Raw genomic sequence first — 18,275 nt, 5'->3', positions numbered from 1 at the left:
GCGCGCGAGACATGTCTGGTCACTCGACTTACGTTCCCACCTCCGGCGTGATGCGCTGGCTCGACGCGCGGCTTCCGCTGCCGCGCCTCGTCTATGACAGCTTCGTCGCCTATCCGGTGCCGCGCAATCTGAACTACGCCTACACGTTTGGCGGCATCCTGGCGCTGTTCCTCGGCATCCAGATCCTGACCGGCGTCGTGCTGGCGATGCACTACGCGGCCAACACCGAGCTCGCCTTCGGCTCCGTGGAGCGCATCATGCGCGACGTGAACTGGGGCTGGCTGCTGCGCTACATGCACGCCAACGGCGCCTCCTTCTTCTTCATCGCCGTCTATCTCCACATCGCCCGCGGCCTCTACTACGGCTCCTACAAGGCGCCGCGCGAGGTGCTGTGGATCCTCGGCGTCATCATCTACCTCCTGATGATGGCCACCGCCTTCATGGGCTACGTCCTGCCCTGGGGTCAGATGTCCTTCTGGGGCGCCACGGTCATCACCTCCTTCTTCACCGCCTTCCCGATCGTCGGCCAGCCGATCCAGACGCTGCTCCTCGGCGGCTTCGCCGTCGACAACGCCACGCTCAACCGCTTCTTCTCGCTGCACTATCTGCTGCCCTTCATGATCGCGGGCCTCGTGGTCCTGCACGTCTGGGCCCTGCACGTGACGGGCCAGACGAACCCGACCGGCGTCGAGGTGAAGGACGAGCGCGACACGGTACCCTTCACCCCGCATGCGACGGTGAAGGACGGGTTCGCGATGATCGTCTTCCTGCTCGTCTTCTGCTGGTTCGTCTTCTACATGCCGAACTATCTCGGCCATGCGGACAACTACATCCCGGCGAACTCGCTGGTGACGCCGTCGCACATCGTGCCGGAATGGTACTTCCTGCCCTTCTACGCGATGCTGCGCGCCATTACCTTCGACATCGGGCCGATCACGGCGCAGCTCGGCGGTGTTCTGGTGATGTTCGGCGCGATCATCATCCTGTTCTTCGTGCCCTGGCTGGACACGAGCCGCGTGCGCTCGACCTCCTACCGGCCGATGTACAAGATCTTCTTCTGGATCTTCGCCTTCAACGCCGTCTTCCTCGGCTGGCTCGGCTCGCGCCCGGCCGAGGGCATCTATCCGCTGCTCTCGCTCATCGGCACGATCTACTATTTCGGCCACTTCCTGGTCGTGATGCCCGTGCTCGGCCTCATCGAGAAGCCGAAGAAGCTGCCGAACTCGATCACCGAGGCCGTGCTCGCCAAGGCCGGCGCCAAGCGCGCCGCGGCCGGCGCGACCGCCGCTCCGGAGCACAAGGGCTGACGATGCGCATCAAGGAAAACTCGATGAGACTGCTCCTGTCGGCGGCCCTGGCTGGCGTCCTGGCTCTGCCCGCCGCGCAGGCGCAGGAGGCCCAGGCGCCTGCGCCCGCCGCATCCGAAGCTGCACCCGGCCAGCCGGCCGTGGTGGTGATCGAGCCGGCGCCGGTCGAGCCGGGCGCACCCGCGGCCGCGCCCGCTGCGGAGGCTCCGGCCGAGGGCCTCGAGCCGATCGCGCCCGCCGAAGGCGTGGACGCGGCCCGTGACGCCGAAGCCGAACGCGAGGCGGAAGCCGAGGCGACCATCGAAGCGTCCGAGGATGCTGACGGCATCATCGAGGGCCCGGCGCCCGGCGAGGCGCCGCAGGCTTCCTCCGGCACCGAGGAGGCCGTCGCCGGTGCCGATGCCGAGCACGCCGAGGAAGAGCATCACGGCACGCCGCACTACCCGATCAACAAGCCCCGTCACGTCGACTGGAGCTTCGCGGGACCGTTCGGTCACTGGGACATCGGCCAGCTGCAGCGCGGCCTGAAGATCTATCGCGAGGTCTGCGCGGCCTGCCACGGCCTCGACCTCGTCGCCTTCCGCAATCTGGAAGACCTCGGCTACTCCGACCCGCAGGTCCGGGCGTTCGCGGCCGAGTACCAGATCGAGGATCCGCTGCCGAACGCCGAAGGCGAGATGTTCGAGCGCCCGGGCATTCCGTCCGACCGCTTCCCGAACCCCTACGCCAACCCGCAGCAGGCGGCGGCGTCCAACGGCGGCGCGGTTCCGCCGGACCTGTCGCTGATGGCCAAGGCCCGCGCGGTGGAGCGCGGCTTCCCGCTCTTCGTCTTCGACATCTTCACGCAGTATGCCGAGAACGGACCGGACTACATCTACTCGCTCCTGACCGGCTACGGCCAGGAAGCGCCGGCGCATTACGAGATCCAGCCGGGGACGCACTACAATCCGTACTTCACCGGCGGTATCGCCCTTGCGATGGCGGCGCCCCTCTCGGACGACGTCGTGACCTATGACGACGGCGCGCCGCAGACGGTGGACCAGTACGCGCGGGACGTGTCCGCGTTCCTGATGTGGGCGGCCGAGCCGCACCTCGTGGAGCGCAAGGCCACCGGCTTCGTGGTGATGCTGTTCCTGATTGTCTTCGGCGGACTCGTCTACGGCGTGAAGCGCAAGGTCTGGGCTTCGACCCCGCACTGATCACGCTCTCCTCACGAGACGTTTTGAACCCCGCCCCCGAAAGGCGGGGTTCTTTCGTTCGGGCTCCGTTTCAAAGGCCGTCGCTTCGTCATACGGTTGTGACAGGGCGATCCTAGTCCAGCGTCGTCGCCCTCGGGCAAACCGACATCTGAAAGGACCGACGATGATGATCCTGAAGCGCAGCGCGATGGCGCTCGTCATGGGCACCGCCCTTTCCACCAGCGTCTCGGCGCAGGAAGCGCCGGCGGAGACCTCGGCCCGCAACGTGATCCTGATGATCTCGGACGGCGCTGGCATGGAGACGTGGCGCGCGGCGAGCTTCTATCGCTTCGGCGCGCTCGGCCATCAGGCCTATGACGAGTTCGACGTGAAGGTCTTCACCTCGACACACCCGCTGAACACCTCCCGCACGCCGACCAAGTCGGACGAGGGGCGGGTCGATTTCGATCCGGCGCAGCTCTGGGCGACCGGCGAGGTCGAGACCGTTTTCGAAGGGCGGCTCGGCGACTACAAGGGCTTCTTCGAAGGCTACGACTACAGCAGGGACCAGTACACGGATTCGGCCGCGGCCGGCACGGCGCTGGCTTCGGGGCGTAAGACCTACAACAGCGCCATCAACTGGTCGAACGACGACGAACCGATGAAGCATATCGGCGAGTACGTGGTGGAGAGCGGGCGCGCGCTCGGCGTTGTCTCCTCCGTCCAGTGGACCCATGCGACGCCGGCCGCCTTCCTCGCGCACAACCGCGACCGCAACGCCTATTCGGAGATGGGCCGCCAGATCGTCGAGGACGGGCTGGCGACCGTCGTGATGGGCGCGGGGCATCCGGGCTTCGACGACAACGGCGTGGAGCGCGAGATCGAGGACGAGGGCTATTACGACTTCGTCGGCGGCTCGGAGATATGGGAGCGCCTCGTCAACGGCGAGACCGACTATCGCCTGATCGAAAGCGCGGAGGATTTCACCACGCTGGCCGCCGGCGAACTGGACATGCAGGGCAAGGACAAGGTGCTGGGCACGGCGCAGGCCGCGGCCACGCTGCAGTTCAACCGCGAGGGCGTGGCGCTCGGCGACAAGATCGAGACCGTTCCCGAACTCGCCCTGATGACGACCGGCGCGCTGCAGGTCCTGTCGGAGAACGAGAACGGCTTCTTCCTGATGGTCGAGGGCGGCGCTGTCGACTGGGCCGCGCACGCCAACAATCTGCCGCGCCTGATCGAGGAGCAGATGGACTTCGACACCGCCGTCGAGGCCGCCGTCGACTGGGTCGAGCAGAATTCGTCCTGGGACGAGACCATGATCATCGTGACGACCGATCACGGCAACGGCCTGCTCCAGGGACCGAACTCGCATCGCGAAGCCTATGAGGGGATCCTGAACCAGGGCGCCGGCGCGATGCCGCTGGTGCGCTGGCATTCCGACACGCATACGCGCGAGCTCGTGCCGCTCTGGGCCCATGGTCGCGGCTCGGACTTCTTCACCCGCGTGGCGCAGGCCGATCCCGGATTGGCCGCCTACGAGGTGCCGGAAGAGGCCCGTGTCTACATCGACAACACCGACGTCTTCCGCGCGGCCGCCGAGGCGCTCGGCATCGAGGTCGAGGCGCCGGCGGTCAACTGACGCGCTCGCGACGTCGGACGGAAAGGCGGCTTCGGCCGCCTTTCTTCGTTCCGGGCTCCATCGCATAATGGCGCGATGACATCTCCGCTCCGACGCTTCCTGAACGAGGACGCCGCGCGCCTCGGTTTCGACGCCGTGGGCGTGGCGCGGGCGCGCGAAAACGCGGCGGCGGCCGCCGGCCTGACCGAGTTCATCGAGGAGGGGCGCTTCGGCACCATGGGCTGGATGCCCGAGACCGCCGAGCGCCGTCGCTCGACGACGAGCCTGTGGCCGGATGCGAGGAGCGTCATCGTCCTCGGAATGAACTACGGCCCGGACGAGGACCCGCTCGCCAATCTGTCCCGTGCCGACCGAGGCACGATCTCGGTCTATGCGCGGCACCGGGACTATCACGACATCATCAAGGGCCGGCTCAAGGAGCTCGCGGGACGGCTGATCGCGCGGGCGCGGCGCGACGGGCTGGGCGAGCATGACGCCAAGGTCTTCGTCGACACCGCTCCCCTGATGGAGAAGCCGCTCGGGCAGGCGGCGGGGCTGGGCTGGCAGGGCAAGCACACCAATCTCGTCGCCCGCGAGTTCGGCTCCTGGCTGTTCCTCGGCTCCATTCTGACGACGCTGGACCTGCCCGAGGATGCGCCGGGCCGCGACCTCTGCGGCTCATGCCGCGCCTGCCAGGACGCCTGCCCGACCAACGCCTTCCCCGAGCCTTACAAGCTCGATGCGCGGCGCTGCATCTCCTACCTGACGATCGAGACGAAGGCCGTCGTGCCGGCGGAGTTCCGCGCGGCCATGGGCAACCGAATCTATGGCTGCGACGACTGCCTGGCCGTCTGTCCGTGGAACAAGTTCGCCAGCGAGGCGCGCGAGGCGAAGCTGCGCGCGCGGGAGGATCTGAGGAGCCCGTCGCTCGGGGACCTTCTCGCTCTCGACGATGCGGCTTTCCGGCAGCTCTTCTCTGGCTCGCCCATCAAACGCGTGGGACGCGACAAGTTCGTCTCCAACTGCCTGATCGCGGCGGGCAACAGCGGGAAGGCGAGCCTGCTCGAAGTGGTACGTCGGCGGCTTGCGGACGAGGCGCCGCTGGTGCGCGCCATGGCGGTCTGGGCGCTGCATCGCCTCGATCCGGAGGAGGCCTTGGCGCGGCGGGCCGGCGCGCTTGATAGGGAAGGGGACGCAATGGTCAGGAGCGAATGGCATGCCCTCGGGTCGGACGGCTGACGCGGTGAAGGCCGCGGCGGAAACAACGGGTGCGTCGCGCGCTTCGAGGCTGCCGTCGTGGCGCTGAGCCTGCAGGCGGCGAACGACGACGAGGCGGCGGTCGACGGGGCGATGCACGCCTTCGTCTTCGGCTGCGGCTACTCGGCGCGCGCCTTCGTCGATCGGATCGGGCCGTCCCGCGTTCTGGGGGTGACGACGCGCTCGGCCGACAAGGCGGCCAATCTCGCGTCGGCGGGGCTGACGCCGCATGTCTTCGACGGACAGTCGCCCGGCGAAGGCATCGATGCGAGCCTGCATCGCGCCACCCATCTTCTCGTCTCCGTCCCGCCGGGGCACGCCGCCCCGCCGGGCGCGTCGGTCGGCGGAGCCAACGCGCCCCCCGGCGATCCGGTGCTGCGCTGGTACCGGGACGCGATCGTCCATGGTGCGCCGAAGCTCGAATGGATCGGCTACCTCTCCACGATCGGCGTCTATGGCGACCATGAGGGGGCCTGGATCGACGAGAACGCCGACCTCGCCTCGACCTCCGAGCGCGGGCGCGAGCGGATCGCGGCGGAGACGGCCTGGATCGAGGCAGGGGAGGAGGCCGGCGTGCCGGTCGCGATCCTGCGCCTCTCGGGCATCTACGGGCCCGGCCGCAGCGCGTTCGACAAGCTGCGGAACGGCAGTGCGCGCCGCGTGGTGAAGCCCGGCCAGGTCTTCAACCGCATCCATGTGGAGGACATCGCGGGGGCCGCGTCGCATCTGGCGCGGCATCGGATCGGCGGAGTCTTCAACGTGACCGACGACGAGCCCGCGCCGCCTCAGGACGTGATCGAACATGCCGCCCGCCTCGCCGGCCTGCCGGTGCCGCCGGACACGCCCTTCGAGCCGGAGGGCATGTCCGCGATGGCGCGCTCTTTCTGGGGCGAGAACAAGCGTGTCCGCAACGCCGCCTTGCAGGCGACCGGCTACACGCTCCGTCACCCGGACTACCGGAGCGGTCTGGCTTCCATCCTGCAGAGCGAAGGGCGCTGAGCGGCAGCGCCCTTCCGTTCGATCCTCGACGATCAGGCGGCGGCGCGCGCCTTCGCCTTCTTCTCCAGCCGGCGGCGATGCAGGACCGGCTCGGTGTAGCCGCTCGGCTGCTCGGTGCCCTTCAGGACGAGGTCGAGCGCGGCCTGGAAGGCGATCGATCCGTCGAAGTCGGGCGCCATCGGCTCATAGCTCGGGTCGCCCGAGTTCTGGCCGTCCACGACCTTGGCCATGCGCTGCATGGTCTCGACCACCTCATCCTTCGACACCACACCGTGGCGAAGCCAGTTGGCGATGTGCTGGGAGGAGATGCGGCAGGTGGCGCGGTCCTCCATCAGGCCGACATCGTTGATGTCGGGCACCTTGGAGCAGCCGACGCCCGCGTCGATCCAGCGCACGACGTAGCCGAGGATGCCCTGCGCGTTGTTGTCCAGCTCGGCCTGGATGTCCTCGACCGACCAGTTCGGGCGCACCGCGACGGGGATCGACAGCACCTCCGAGAGCTTGGCGCGGCTCTGGCCTTCGAGCTCGGCCTGGCGCTCGGCCACCGAGACGCGGTGATAGTGCGTGGCGTGCAACGTCGCGGCGGTCGGGGAGGGGACCCAGGCCGTGTTGGCGCCGGCCTTGGGGTGGCCGATCTTGACCTCCAGCATCTCGGCCATGCGATCGGGCATCGCCCACATGCCCTTACCGATCTGCGCGTGGCCCTTCAGGCCGCAGGCGAGACCCACATCGACGTTGCGGTCCTCATAGGCCTTGATCCAGGTGGACGACTTCATGTCGCCCTTGCGGATCATCGGGCCGAGCTCCATCGACGTGTGCATCTCGTCGCCGGTGCGGTCGAGGAAGCCGGTGTTGATGAAGACGACGCGGTGGCGCGCCTGCCGGATGCATTCGGCGAGGTTCACCGTCGTGCGGCGCTCCTCGTCCATGATGCCCATCTTGATCGTGTGGCGCTCCAGACCGAGGGCGTCCTCGACCCGTCCGAAGGTCTCGTTGGCGAAGGCGACCTCGTCCGGCCCGTGCATCTTCGGCTTGACGATGTAGACCGAGCCCGCGCGGCTGTTCTTCGGGCCTTCGGTCTTGTTCAGGTCGTGCATGGCGATGAGGGAGGTGAACATCGCGTCCATCAGACCCTCGGGCGCCTCCGAACCGTCCTTCAGTCGGATGGCCGGATTGGTCATCAGGTGCCCGACATTGCGGACCAGCATCAGCGAGCGGCCGGGAAGCGTCAGCGTCGAGCCGTCGGGCGCCGTGTATTGGCGATCCTCGGCGAGCCGGCGCGTGACGGTCTTGCCGCCCTTCTCGAACGTGTCCGCAAGGTCACCCTTCATCAGGCCGAGCCAGTTGGAATAGACGAGGACCTTGTCCTCGGCATCGACGGCCGCGACCGAATCCTCGCAGTCCTGAATGGTCGTCAGAGCCGATTCCAGGACCACGTCGGAAATGCCGGCCGCATCCGACGAGCCGATGGCGGAGGAGCGGTCGATCACGATCTCGGCGTGGAGCCCGTTCGTGCGAAGGAGGATCGCGCTCGGCTCGCCCGCCGTGCCGCGATATCCGGCGAACTGCTTGGGATCGCTCAGCGGCAGGTGGCGACCGTCGGCGGTCAGGATTTCCAGACGGCCGTTCTCGATGTTGAAGCCCGTGGCGTCGGTCCAGGAGGCGCCGGAGACCGGCGCGGAGGCGTTCAGGAACTCGCGCGCCCAGGCGATGACCTTCTCGCCGCGCTTGGGGTTGTAGCCGCGACCCTTTTCCGCGCCGTCGTCTTCCGAAATCGCGTCCGTCCCGTAGAGCGCGTCGTAGAGCGAACCCCAGCGCGCATTCGCCGCGTTCAGGGCGTAGCGGGCGTTGGTCACGGGCACGACGAGCTGCGGCCCGGCGACGCTCGCGATCTCGGGATCGACCTTCGTGGTCTCGACCGTCACGCCGCCCTTGTCCTCCACGAGATAGCCGATCTCACGAAGGAAGGCCTCGTACTCGGCGCCGTCCACGCTGCCGCCCTGGCGAGCCCGGCACCATTCGTCGATCCTGGACTGGAGATCGTCGCGCACCGCGAGAAGCTCGCGGTTGCGGGGGGCGAGATCGTGAAGGAGATCGGAGAGCGCCTTCCAGAAGGCATCCGGCTCGATTCCCGTGCCCGGCAGCGCGCGGTTCTCGGCGAACTCCTTCAGTTCCGGCGCAACCTGCAGTCCATGCAGTTCGATCATCTGGCTCATCGCTTCCCCCTTCGCGGCCGTTCGGTCATCGGAGATCGTCCATCCGCGCCGCTCTTGTCAAATGCGCGACATCCGGGACGTGCTAACCGGAGGTTCGCCTTGACTCGGCCCTCGCGGGCCGGTGCAACTGGCGATGTGGGACAGACGAGACCCGGACCAAGGCCGTCCGAGGCGAGATCGAAGGCGAAGGATCGAACGACATGACGGGCAAGACGAAGCTTGGCGCGGCACTGGCTCTTCTGATGGCGGGCGTCGCGCTTCCCGCGCACGCCTTCGAACTGACGATCATCCACACCAACGACGTCCACGACCGCTTCGAGCCGATCACCTCCTCCGGCTCGACCTGTTCCGAGGAGCAGCTGGCCGAGGCAGGCACCTGCTTCGGCGGCATCGCGCGGCTCGCCGCGGCCATCGAGGAGCGGCGCGAGGCGGCCGAGAACGCGCTCGTGCTCGACGCCGGCGACTGGTTCCAGGGCACGCTCTTCTTCGTCCAGTACGGCGGCTCGGTCGCGGCCGAGATGATCAACACGATCGGCTTCGACGCCGTCGCCGTGGGCAACCACGAGTTCGACAACGGTCCGGACGGGCTCGACGACTTCGTCAACGCGCTCGACGTGCCGCTCCTGTCCGCCAATATCGACGTTTCCACCGAGCCCGGCGTGGAGGACGGCCTGATCGAGCCGTCCACGATCGTCGAGATCGGCGGCGAGCGGATCGGCGTCATCGGCGTCGTCGCGGAGGACACGCCGGAGCTCGCCTCGACCGGTGAGATCGCCTTCGAGCCCGTCGTGGACGCCGTGCGCGCCGAGGTGGAGCGCCTGACCGGCGATGGGATCAACAAGATCGTCGTCCTCTCCCATATCGGCTACGTCGCCGATCAGGCGCTGGCCGCGGCGGTCGAGGGCATCGACGTGATCGTCGGCGGCCATTCGCACACGCTTCTCGCCAACGACGTCGAGGGCGCCGTCGGCCCCTATCCGACCATGGTCGCGGGACCGGACGGGACCGAAGTGCCGATCGTGCAGGCGGCGGCCTACACCCAGTATCTGGGCGAACTGAAAGTCACCTTCGACGAGAACGGCGTGGTGACGGCGGCGACCGGCGATCCGATCCAGCTCGTCGATTCCATGCCCGAGAACGAAGAGATCAAGGCTCGGATCGCGGAGCTCTCGGAAGGCCTTGAGGAGATCCGCAACCGCGTGGTGGGCGAGACCAGCGGCCCGATCGACGGCTCGCGCGAGAGCTGCCGCTCCGGCGAGTGCGAGATGGGCAATCTCGTCGCCGACGCCATGCTCGACCACACCTCCGGCCAGGGCACGCAGATCGTCATCATCAATGGCGGCGGCCTCCGTGCCTCCATCGACGAAGGCGAGATCACCCAGGGCGAGGTTCTGACGGTGCTGCCGTTCCTGAACACGCTCTCCACCTTCGAGGTGTCGGGCGAGGCGATCATCGCCGCTCTGGAGAACGGCGTCGGTCAGGTCGAGGAGGGGGCGGGCCGCTTCCCGCAGGTCGCCGGCCTGCAATACGACTGGACCCGCAACGCCGCGCCCGGAAGCCGCATTCGCGAGGTGCGCGTCGAGAACGCCGAGGGCGACTTCGAGCCGATCGACCCGACCGCCACCTATCTCGTCGCGTCCAACAACTTCATGCGCAACGGCGGCGACGGCTACGAGAGCTTCGTGGATGCGGCCAACGCCTACGATTTCGGCCCGACGCTCGACACCGTGCTCGCCGAGTATCTGGCGGGCCGCGACGGCGCCTACGAGCCTTATCTCGACGGCCGCATCAACGAAGTGGACTGAGCGCTTCCGCAACTTCCAGCAGACGAAACGAAGGCCCGGCCGGCATCCCGCCCGCCGGGCCTTCGCGTTTGAAGACCGGGAGAGAGGCATCACGCGACCGTTTGGGTTCCGTGTCGGAACGGTGGTCCGCCGGCCACGTTTCTGAGAACCATTCCAACGCAGGCGAGTGCGCGTGACGTCGATCTACGAGAAGCTCTCCATCCGCCCGGTGCTGTACGATCCCGCCTTCGAGATCGAGGAGGAGAACGAGAAGGAGACGATCGAGGGGATTAACGCGCAGATGCGCAAGATCCTGGAGATCACCTCCAAGGACTACGGACATGCGGTGCGTTCGGTCCATGCGAAGGCGCACGGGCTTCTGATCGGCGAGTTCGAGGTCCTGCCGGGACTGCCGGGAGAACTGGCCCAGGGCCTGTTCGCTCGGCCGAAGACCTTCGACGCAGTGCTGCGTTTTTCCACCAATCCCGGCGACATCCTCGACGATTCCGTCACGACGCCACGCGGCCTGTCCGTGAAGGTGCTGGAGGTCGAGGGCGAGCGGCTGGAGGGCTCGGAAGGCGAGCGGACGCAGGATTTCATTCTCGTCAACGCGCCGGTCTTCGCCGCACCGAACGCGGGCGAGTTCCTGAAGACGTTGAAGCTTCTCGCCGCAACGACCGACACGCCGCAGATCTACAAGAAGATCTTGTCCGGCGCGCTCCGCGGCGCCGAAAGCGTGATCGAGGCGGCGGGGGCCGAAAGTGGGGCCCTGAAGACGCTCGGCGGCCATCCGGATACCCACATCCTCGGCGAGACCTTCTTCAGTCAGGCGCCGATCCTTTTCGGGCGCTACATGGCGAAGCTGCGCATCGTGCCGGTGCTGCCCGAGATGAAGGAACTGGCCGGGAAGCCGATAGGCTCTGCGGGACGCCCGAACGCCATCCGGGAAGCGGTCCAGCACTACTTCGCCGTGAGCGAGGCCGAATGGGAGCTGCAGGTTCAGCTCCTGACCGATCCCGAGACGATGCCGCTTGAGGACGCCTCGGTGGAATGGCCGGAGGCCAAGAGCCCCTTCGTGCCCGTGGCGCGCATCCGTGTCGCCCGGCAGGATTCGTGGAGCGAGGAGCGGGCTGCGAAGCTCGACGACGGACTGCTCTTTTCCGTGTGGCACGGCCTCGCAGCACACCGCCCGCTCGGCTCGGTGATGCGGGCGAGAAGGTCCGCCTACGAGAAGTCGGGCCGCTTCCGGCGCGAGTTCAACGGCTGCCCCTTGCACGAGCCCGCCAACCGTAGGGAGCTGGGCGTCTCATGACGGTGGAGCTCTGGTACTGGCCGGGCATTCAGGGGCGCGGAGAGTTTCCGCGCCTCGTCCTCGAGGCGGCGGGCGTCGCCTATCGAGAGATGGCGCAGTGGCCGGAGGAGGACGGGGGCGGCGTTCCCGCCATGCAGGCCTATCTGGACGGGCGCCGGGGCCACCCGATCCCCTTCGCACCGCCCTTCGTCGTCGACGGGCAGACGCTCGTTTCGCAGGCGGGCGTCGTCTCCGCCTATCTCGGCGAGAAGTTCGGTCTGGCGCCGGAGGCCGAACCGCAGCGCATCTTCGCCCGGTCGCTGGCGCTGACGACGGCGGACGCGGTTGCCGAAGCCCATGACGTGCATCACCCCCTCGGCGTCGGGCAGTATTACGAGGACCAGAAGGACGAAGCGCTACGCCGCGCCCACGAATTCCGGCGGGAGCGCATCCCGAAATTCCTCCATTGGTACGAGCGACTGATCGAAGCGAATGCCTCGGCCTCCGGCGTCCTCGTCGGAGAGCGACTGACATATTGCGACCTGGGGCTCTTCCAGCTCGTCGAAGGCCTGCGCTATGCCTTCCCGAAGCGGATGAAGGCCGTCGAGCCCAGCGTTCGAAGGGTCGTCGCCCTTGTCGACGCCGTCAGCGTGCAGGAGCGCGTCGCAGCCTACCTTGCCAGCGATCGCAGGCAGGCCTTCACCGAGAACGGCATCTTCCGGCATTATCCCGAGCTCGACGGGGCCGAGTAGGGCGCGAGACCCGGGAGGTTCCGGGCGAGCCCCGCGCTTCCTATATGCGCGGCGACAGCCAAGCGCGTTGCGGATCGACCGCTCCGCCCGCGCGCCAGGAAAGGACGAGAGATGAAGGACTATCGCAAGACGGACGAGGCCGTCGCGGCGCTGACGCCCGAGCAGTACTACGTGACGCAGGAGAGCGGCACGGAGCGCCCCGGAACGGGCGAGTATCTGCACAACAAGAAGCCCGGCCTCTACGTCGACATCGTCTCCGGCGAGCCGCTCTTCGCCTCCGCCGACAAGTTCGATTCCCATTGCGGCTGGCCGAGCTTCACCCGGCCGATCGAGCCCGCCAACGTCGCGGAACTGCGCGACACCAGCCACGGCATGGTTCGCACCGAGGTCCGCTCGTCGGGTGGCGACAGCCATCTCGGCCATGTCTTCGAGGACGGACCGCTCGATCGCGGGGGGCTGCGTTACTGCATCAACTCGGCCGCCCTGCGTTTCGTCCCGCTGGAGCAGATGGAAGCGGAAGGCTACGGCGACTACGTCGACCAGGTGAAGGCGGTTAGCTGAAATCGAAGCCTCCGTCGCGCGGTGTTTGACCGGCGGCGGAGGCTCCCGATCCGGCTGGTGCGTCAGCCGTTCGCCGGCAGCCGCTCGCGGTTGTGCGGCACGTCGAGATTCTGGTCCGGCCCGAGCGGCACGATCCCGGTCGGATTGATGGTGCCGTGGCTCTCGTAATAATGGTGCTTGATGTGGTGGAAGTTCACCGTCTCGCGCACGCCGGGCCATTGGTAGAGCTCCAGCATGTAGCCGAAGAGGTTGGGATAGTCGGCGATCCGGCGTCGGTTGCACTTGAAGTGGCCGTGGTAGACCGCGTCGAAGCGGATGAGTGTGGTGAAGAGGCGCCAGTCCGCCTCCGTCACGCGGCCGCCGACGAGATAGCGCTCCTTCGACAGATGCTCCTCCAGTTCGTCGAGCCGGTCGAACAGCTGCTCGAAGGCTTCGTCATAGGCCTTCTGCTTGGTCGCGAAGCCGCATTTGTAGACGCCGTTGTTGACGCTCTCGTAGATGCTCTCGTTCATCGCATCGATCTCGGGCAGGAGCGCTTCGGGTGAGAGGTCCACGGACGGATCGCCGAAGGCGTCGAACGACCGGTTGAAGATGCGCAGGAGTTCGGCCGATTCGTTGTTCACGATCGTCTCGGTCTCCCGATCCCAGAGAGCGGGAACGGTCACGCGGCCGGTGAAGTCGGCTTGCGCCTTCACGTAGATCTCGGACAGTTTGGACGCGCCGTTCACCGTGTCGGGGATGGTCCCGTCCCGGTCCGAGAAGACCCAGCCATGCTCGCCCATGTGCCAGTCGACGACCGAAAGGGAGATCACGTCCTCCAGCCGCTTGAGCCTGCGCGCGATCAGCGTGCGATGGGCCCAGGGGCAGGCGAGCGAAACATAGAGATGGTAGCGCCCGCGCGCCGCGGGCAGGGCGTCCTGGTCGTCGGGACCGGGCGCGCCGTCCGGCGTGATCCAGCGGCGGAACTTGGTCTTGGTGCGTTCGAAGGCGCCATCGGTCTTGTCCGTGTCGTACCAGCGATCCTGCCATTTGCCGTTGACCAGAAGTCCCATTGCACGCCTTCCCTTGCTGTTCGATATGGTCAAAGCCCGTTGGGGCCGGGACGTTCCGCCGCGAAGGCGAAACGCTGCCCGCTTGCCGGCCGAGGAGAGGCGATGTCCATGACCGAATCGAATGTCTCGAAGTCCGCCCCCTCGCTGACGAGCCTCACCGAGGCGATCGGGCGCAAGGCCGATTCGGTCGGCGGCCGCATCCTGCTGGCCATCGCCGGGCCGCCCGGAGTCGGCAAGTCCACCTTCACCGACGCCTTGCGCGACCGGTTCAATGCGCGGGAGGCCGGCGGCTGCGACGTGCTGCCGATGGACGGCTTCCACTATGACGACATGGTGCTGGAAGCGCGGGGCGACCGCCCTCGCAAGGGCGCACCGCATACGTTCGACGTGGAGGGGCTGCGCCACATGATGCTCCGCCTGCGCGAAGCGGCCGGCGACGTCGCGGTGCCGGTCTTCGACCGGAGCATCGAGATCGCGAGGGCAGGGGCCCGGATCGTCGGACCGTCGTCGAGGGTGATCCTCGTCGAAGGCAATTATCTCCTTCTGGACGATCCGCGCTGGGCCGCCCTGCGCGATCTGTTCGACCTGACGATCATGCTCCAAGCGCCGTTCTCGACCATCGAGTCGCGCCTGCGCGCGCGCTGGAGCGGCTTCGACGAGCAGGCTCTGCGCGAGAAGCTGGAGGGCAACGACCTGCCGAACGCGAGGCTGGTTCTGGAGCACAGCGTTGCGGCGGACATCGTCGTGGAGAATGACGGTTGAGCCCGAGAGCTCGCGGGCGAGGGGCCTGAAGCGCGCAGATCGTCCCGGGCGCCCCTCGGTGTCAGGTTCGAGCGTAAATGTCCTCCAGACGGATGATATCGTCCTCTCCGGTATAAGAGCCGACCTGCACTTCGATAATCTTGAGGTCGATCTTGCCGGGGTTGTGCATCCGGTGAACGCAGCCGATCGGGAGGTAGGCCGCCTCGTTCTCGTGGTAGTGCTTGACCACGCCGTCGATCGTCACCTCGGCGGTGCCATGGACGACAACCCAGTGTTCGGCACGGTGGTGATGCTTCTGGAGCGAGAGCGTGCCGCCCGGCTTCACGCAGATATGCTTGACCTGGAAGCGCTCGCCAATGTCGATCCGCTGATACCAACCCCACGGACGATGGTTGCGTAGATGCTGCGTGGCCTCTCCATGACCATCTGCGGCCAGCTTGCCGACGAGGTCCTTCACGCGGGGGGCCTCATCCTTGGACGCCACCAATATCGCGTCCATGGTCGATACCACGATCAGATTGTCGAGGCCGACCACGGTGGTCAGGGGACCTTGAGAAAGAACGAGGCTGTTTCGAGTGTCCAGGACCGAGACGGGTCCTTCGAGGACGTTGCCGTCTGCGTCCGAGGTCTTGATCTCGTAAACCGAGTCCCACGAGCCGACGTCCGACCAGCCGAAGTTCGCCCAGATGACGCCCGCGTGCTGGGTCTTCTCCATGACGGCGTAGTCTATCGAAATTTTCGGCGAGCGCCGGAAGGCATCGGCGTCCAGACGTAGGAAATCAAGGTCGCGTTTGCCGTTCTCGACCGCTTCACGTGCCGCCGAGAGAACCTCCGGAGCAAACGCCTGCAGTTCGTCGATCATCGTCGTTGCGGCGAACAGGAAATTACCGGAGTTCCAGAGATAACCGCGGGCAAGGTACGTTTCCGCCCGCGCTTTGTCCGGTTTCTCGACGAAAGCCCGAAGAGCGAATGTTCCGTCCGCCGTCAGCGCCTCACCCTGCTCGACATAGCCATAGGCGGTCGAGGGGAAGGTCGGTTCGATCCCGAGCGTCATGATACGGCCGTCGCGCGCCGCGCGCGCCGCCTTCCGGCAATCATCGACGAAGGCTTCGTCGTCATCGATGACGTGATCGGCGGCCAGGACCAAGCAAATTGCATCCGGATCGCGCTGGAGGGCGCAAAGAGCCCCAACGGCCACGGCAGCGGCCGAATCGCGCCGTGCCGGCTCCAGTACGATCTCACCGACGACCCCGACGGCCTGCATCTGGACTGCGACGAGGAAACGGAAATCCTCGCCGGTCACGATGATGGGGGGACCGAACTCGGCGCCGCTGACCCGGCGCAGCGCGGTCTGGAAGGTCGAGTAGCCTTCATCGAGGAGTTCGATGAACTGCTTGGGCATCGTATCCCGCGAAACAGGCCACAGCCTGGTACCCGAACCGCCGGCCATGATGACAGGGATGATCTTGGCTTGTTCGATTCCGTCCAACATTCGTCGTCTTTCTCTGTGCTCGTAAGTCACATATTTTTCAATTGGAGCGGAAAGGAAACTCCTCCGTCGAGCAATTCTTTCCTGTCAATTCAGAAAATATCAATGAACGCCCGGCCGCGCCGATAGATCAGGTGTCTGAGCTTGGGTTGGTCCTGCACCATCCGCCACTCGTCTTTCTAAGAGCTTCATGATGCTGGCAGCGGCGCCGCATTTTGGACGACATGAGTTCAGCGAAATTTTCTGCCAGGCGAGAAATGTAGCCACTCTGATCGCAGCTGGCGACGAAATTTACCGAAGCTCGTGCCATCCTAGGCCTGCTTCAATCTGAACGCGATCGGACCTCAGAATAGATATCCTCTTCCTAGGATGCTCTTCCACCCAGTCTTGAACGAGAGTCTTCCAATTCACAGAATTCAAAGAAAACCGTAGGGGTAACACCCGTCTGCTCGGAAGGTTACGCTAGAGCGGGAAGTCGGATTCAAGCGTTCGGACTATCTAGGTCTCTTTTTAACAGCCCCAGCCCAAGTAGTAATTCGTCGAAGGCCTCGTCCGCGCGGCTGGCGGTACCAGCTGCATTCGCCAGTCCCGCTTGCGAAAAGGGCGCCCAGACACTCTCGTCCTCGTAGAGGGCAAGAATGCGCTCCGCGAAATCTCTCTCCGTGTCGGCTACGCAGACTTCCGTACAACCCAATCCCATCCCTTCGGCAGCGATCGAGGTCAGAACGCATGGAACGCCCGCGGCGAGGCTTGAGAGCACCTTCCCTTTGGCTCCGGCCCCGAACCGCAAAGGCGCCACGGTCATCCGAAGGCCACCGAGCCACGATTGCAGATCAGGCACGTGGCCGAGATAACGGATACCGTCCCGGCCCGTTCGGGCCTCCAGGTCGGCGGGAAGATCGCTCCCCACGATCTCGAATTCCACGTTCGGCAGTCGCTCGCGAACGAGGGGCCAGATATCGTCGAGGAAGTAACGGACGGCGTCTACGTTCGGTTGGTGCAGGAAACCGCCTACGAAACCGAGATTACTGCGATCGGCGAAGGAGGGAACGGCTCGGCCTCCGAGTGTTTCGGCGGCCAATGGAACGACATACACGTGCGTACCTGGGAGGATATCCTCAAGGATTGCCTTTTCTGCTGTCGAAACGACGATCGTCGCATCACTCAGTTCGGCCACTCTGCATTCGCGTCGTCGAGTCTCCTGTGCGATCATCTCCGTCTGTTTGGTCGGAGATATTGCGTTCTGCCGTTCGACCCGAACGAAATGCAGATCGATCGTGTTGAAGACGATTCGAGAATGCGGACAGCATTCGATGACGCGCTCGATGTATCGTCCTCCTCCGTAGACGCGTGTCACGAAACAAAGTTCGAGCCTGTCAGGCAGAGCCCGGAGGGGGTCTGACAGGTCGTCGACGTGCTCTTGATAGGTTACGCTCACGCCCATGCAGCGGAGCTGTTCGCAGTATGCCTCGTCGTTCTCCATCCTTTCGACCACCGATAGGTGAACGTCGAAGCCGCGGCGGAGAAGACGCTCGATCATGTTGATCAGATAAATCGACCCGGCATCACGGTCGGGCCGGGGGACTTGATAGTCGAGTATCAACGCAGCCGGTCGATCGTTCGCCAGCGTCGCCAACGCGGTAGAGCTGCGGCGCGCGGCTTCGCTGGCGCTCTCTCTCGAACGCATGGAGCGAGTTGCCCGGTTCGCTTGCCAAAACCGGTAGTGGCTCAGGAGTGCGCCAGTTGCGGCCCAGCGAAGAATGAGTGCTACGCGAAGCGTAGCTCGCTGAAGAAGCCGAAGACCCGCGTCGAGGCGATGCGCGATCCTTATGATCGTGCCGGCCTTCCGGTTCTCTCCGAACTGAAGCAAACTCTGGTTGAGGATCGTTTCCTGGCTACGCAAACGAGCGATGGTTGCACGGTCGGCCGCCATTTGGCGGAGGATGATCGATGCGTCCCGCGCATCATCTCTTGGTGTCTGCGGACTGGTCATACGAATACGTTTG

The 18,275-nt window shown here is 66.0% G+C and carries 14 protein-coding genes; 10 read left to right on the top strand and 4 right to left on the bottom strand.

All coding sequences use genetic code 11. The annotated features are described in order from the left end of the window. Nucleotides 1-11 precede the first annotated feature (11 nt). From AC6R2M_RS12785 to AC6R2M_RS12765, 5 genes are all read left to right on the top strand, one after another. Nucleotides 12-1,307 carry a cytochrome b gene (locus AC6R2M_RS12785; protein ID WP_500482710.1) on the top strand — a complete coding sequence of 432 codons (1,296 nt, stop codon included), beginning with the start codon at nucleotides 12-14 and terminating at the stop codon, nucleotides 1,305-1,307. 326 nt (nucleotides 1,308-1,633) lie between these two features. Beyond that, entirely contained in the window at nucleotides 1,634-2,506 is an 873-nt protein-coding gene (locus tag AC6R2M_RS12780; protein WP_500487589.1) for a cytochrome c1, read from the top strand. 163 nt (nucleotides 2,507-2,669) lie between these two features. Further along, a complete protein-coding gene (locus AC6R2M_RS12775; protein ID WP_500482708.1) occupies nucleotides 2,670-4,127 on the top strand; it encodes an alkaline phosphatase in 1,458 nt (485 codons plus the stop codon). Nucleotides 4,128-4,202: 75 nt separating this feature from the next. After that, nucleotides 4,203-5,345 carry a tRNA epoxyqueuosine(34) reductase QueG gene (queG, locus tag AC6R2M_RS12770; protein ID WP_500482706.1) on the top strand — a complete coding sequence of 381 codons (1,143 nt, stop codon included), beginning with the start codon at nucleotides 4,203-4,205 and terminating at the stop codon, nucleotides 5,343-5,345. Between the two features lie 57 nt (nucleotides 5,346-5,402). Continuing rightward, nucleotides 5,403-6,362 (top strand): SDR family oxidoreductase, encoded by a 960-nt coding sequence (locus AC6R2M_RS12765; RefSeq protein WP_500482704.1) that lies wholly within the window; start codon nucleotides 5,403-5,405, stop codon nucleotides 6,360-6,362. A gap of 32 nt (nucleotides 6,363-6,394) precedes the next feature. On the opposite strand, the gene AC6R2M_RS12760 is transcribed toward AC6R2M_RS12765, so the two are convergent. Beyond that, a complete protein-coding gene (locus AC6R2M_RS12760) occupies nucleotides 6,395-8,578 on the bottom strand; it encodes a malate synthase G (RefSeq protein WP_500482702.1) in 2,184 nt (727 codons plus the stop codon). A gap of 200 nt (nucleotides 8,579-8,778) precedes the next feature. Between AC6R2M_RS12760 and AC6R2M_RS12755 the strand changes: the two genes are divergently transcribed. The 4 genes from AC6R2M_RS12755 (at nucleotide 8,779) to msrB (ending at nucleotide 12,966) form a co-directional block, all read left to right on the top strand. Continuing rightward, on the top strand, nucleotides 8,779-10,383 hold the full coding sequence (locus tag AC6R2M_RS12755; RefSeq protein WP_500482700.1) for a bifunctional metallophosphatase/5'-nucleotidase: 1,605 nt from the start codon (nucleotides 8,779-8,781) through the stop codon (nucleotides 10,381-10,383). 172 nt (nucleotides 10,384-10,555) lie between these two features. Then, nucleotides 10,556-11,674: a catalase family protein gene (locus AC6R2M_RS12750; RefSeq protein ID WP_500482698.1), complete on the top strand. Its 1,119-nt coding sequence runs from the start codon at nucleotides 10,556-10,558 to the stop codon at nucleotides 11,672-11,674. Beyond that, a complete protein-coding gene (locus AC6R2M_RS12745; protein ID WP_500482696.1) occupies nucleotides 11,671-12,405 on the top strand; it encodes a glutathione S-transferase in 735 nt (244 codons plus the stop codon). The genes AC6R2M_RS12750 and AC6R2M_RS12745 overlap by 4 nt, the downstream gene beginning before the upstream one ends. A 111-nt stretch (nucleotides 12,406-12,516) precedes the next feature. Then, a complete protein-coding gene (msrB, locus tag AC6R2M_RS12740; RefSeq protein ID WP_500482694.1) occupies nucleotides 12,517-12,966 on the top strand; it encodes a peptide-methionine (R)-S-oxide reductase MsrB in 450 nt (149 codons plus the stop codon). A 62-nt stretch (nucleotides 12,967-13,028) separates the two neighbouring features. Here msrB and AC6R2M_RS12735 read toward each other — a convergent pair whose 3' ends face one another. Then, entirely contained in the window at nucleotides 13,029-14,018 is a 990-nt protein-coding gene (locus tag AC6R2M_RS12735; RefSeq protein ID WP_500482692.1) for a glutathione S-transferase family protein, read from the bottom strand. Nucleotides 14,019-14,126: 108 nt separating this feature from the next. Here AC6R2M_RS12735 and AC6R2M_RS12730 point away from each other — a divergent pair, with 108 nt between their 5' ends. After that, the gene (locus AC6R2M_RS12730; protein WP_500482690.1) at nucleotides 14,127-14,780 is read left to right on the top strand and encodes a nucleoside triphosphate hydrolase; all 654 of its coding nucleotides are present in this window, start codon (nucleotides 14,127-14,129) and stop codon (nucleotides 14,778-14,780) included. 61 nt (nucleotides 14,781-14,841) lie between these two features. Here AC6R2M_RS12730 and AC6R2M_RS12725 read toward each other — a convergent pair whose 3' ends face one another. Beyond that, nucleotides 14,842-16,272, bottom strand: a complete 1,431-nt coding sequence (locus AC6R2M_RS12725) for a mannose-1-phosphate guanylyltransferase/mannose-6-phosphate isomerase (protein ID WP_500482688.1) — start codon at nucleotides 16,270-16,272, stop codon at nucleotides 14,842-14,844. 478 nt (nucleotides 16,273-16,750) lie between these two features. Continuing rightward, nucleotides 16,751-18,262 carry a glycosyltransferase gene (locus AC6R2M_RS12720; protein ID WP_500482686.1) on the bottom strand — a complete coding sequence of 504 codons (1,512 nt, stop codon included), beginning with the start codon at nucleotides 18,260-18,262 and terminating at the stop codon, nucleotides 16,751-16,753. Between the last annotated feature and the right edge of the window lie 13 nt (nucleotides 18,263-18,275).

This window comes from Aureimonas sp. CAS, from assembly GCF_059838215.1.
Note: the sequence above shows the minus strand (reverse complement) of the source record. Positions and strands in the feature narration are given on the sequence as shown.

Excerpts from the sequence above, each read along its gene's own strand:
- AC6R2M_RS12785 (WP_500482710.1), top strand. The coding sequence starts at position 12 with ATGTCTGGTCACTCGACTTACGTTCCCACCTCCGGCGTGATGCGCTGG.
- AC6R2M_RS12775 (WP_500482708.1), top strand. The coding sequence starts at position 2,670 with ATGATGATCCTGAAGCGCAGCGCGATGGCGCTCGTCATGGGCACCGCC.
- queG (WP_500482706.1), top strand. The coding sequence starts at position 4,203 with ATGACATCTCCGCTCCGACGCTTCCTGAACGAGGACGCCGCGCGCCTC.
- AC6R2M_RS12760 (WP_500482702.1), bottom strand. The coding sequence starts at position 8,578 with ATGAGCCAGATGATCGAACTGCATGGACTGCAGGTTGCGCCGGAACTG.
- AC6R2M_RS12755 (WP_500482700.1), top strand. The coding sequence starts at position 8,779 with ATGACGGGCAAGACGAAGCTTGGCGCGGCACTGGCTCTTCTGATGGCG.
- AC6R2M_RS12745 (WP_500482696.1), top strand. The coding sequence starts at position 11,671 with ATGACGGTGGAGCTCTGGTACTGGCCGGGCATTCAGGGGCGCGGAGAG.
- msrB (WP_500482694.1), top strand. The coding sequence starts at position 12,517 with ATGAAGGACTATCGCAAGACGGACGAGGCCGTCGCGGCGCTGACGCCC.
- AC6R2M_RS12735 (WP_500482692.1), bottom strand. The coding sequence starts at position 14,018 with ATGGGACTTCTGGTCAACGGCAAATGGCAGGATCGCTGGTACGACACG.
- AC6R2M_RS12730 (WP_500482690.1), top strand. The coding sequence starts at position 14,127 with ATGACCGAATCGAATGTCTCGAAGTCCGCCCCCTCGCTGACGAGCCTC.
- AC6R2M_RS12725 (WP_500482688.1), bottom strand. The coding sequence starts at position 16,272 with ATGTTGGACGGAATCGAACAAGCCAAGATCATCCCTGTCATCATGGCC.
- AC6R2M_RS12720 (WP_500482686.1), bottom strand. The coding sequence starts at position 18,262 with ATGACCAGTCCGCAGACACCAAGAGATGATGCGCGGGACGCATCGATC.